This is a genomic window from Vibrio sp. 1641, from assembly GCF_033339995.1.
GTDB classification, from domain to species: domain Bacteria; phylum Pseudomonadota; class Gammaproteobacteria; order Enterobacterales; family Vibrionaceae; genus Vibrio; species Vibrio alginolyticus.
On record NZ_JAWOVP010000465.1, the window covers coordinates 1 to 535 of the forward strand.

Consider the following 535-nt stretch of genomic DNA (forward strand, 5'->3'; position numbering starts at 1 on the left):
ATCTCAGATAGAGGCACACCGCCGAGCGTATCTGCCAAGCCTTTCAGTCGAGGATCGTTTGAACCACCAGGTGATGCCAATCGTTCGATTTCGCTTTCTAGTTGCGAGCGACGCTCTGCCAGTTTGTCTTTCGCAAGAGACAGTTCTTTCTCTTGTTCCAGAACAACCTGCATGTGGCTCATCACAGCATGGCGATCTTCTAACTCTACACCGCTTTGCTCACGCAATTTTTCCAACGCATCGTTCGCCGCAATCCATGTTGGTGCAATGGCTTCTAGCTTGTTGATTTCTGCCGCAGCATCTTGCTCTAGGCGACGCTGTTCGCTGCGTTGTTCGCGCACGTCTTCCTGAGTCATTTCTAGCGATTCGATTTGCATCGCGTGACGTTCACGTTCTTGTTCAAACGTGATTTCGTCCGTCAGTTCAACATGGAACTGTTTTTGATATTCCTTGACCAATTCACGAGCTTGACGCTGTTGGTTTAAGCTACGTTCGAGGTCGCGATGTTGAGCACGCCATTGTTGTTCGTTTTGTG

At 49.3% G+C, this 535-nt stretch carries 1 pseudogene; it reads right to left on the bottom strand.

The window, feature by feature from the left end:
* Positions 1-535: pseudogene (gene mukB / locus R7Z47_RS26590) on the bottom strand (chromosome partition protein MukB); the annotation flags it as partial.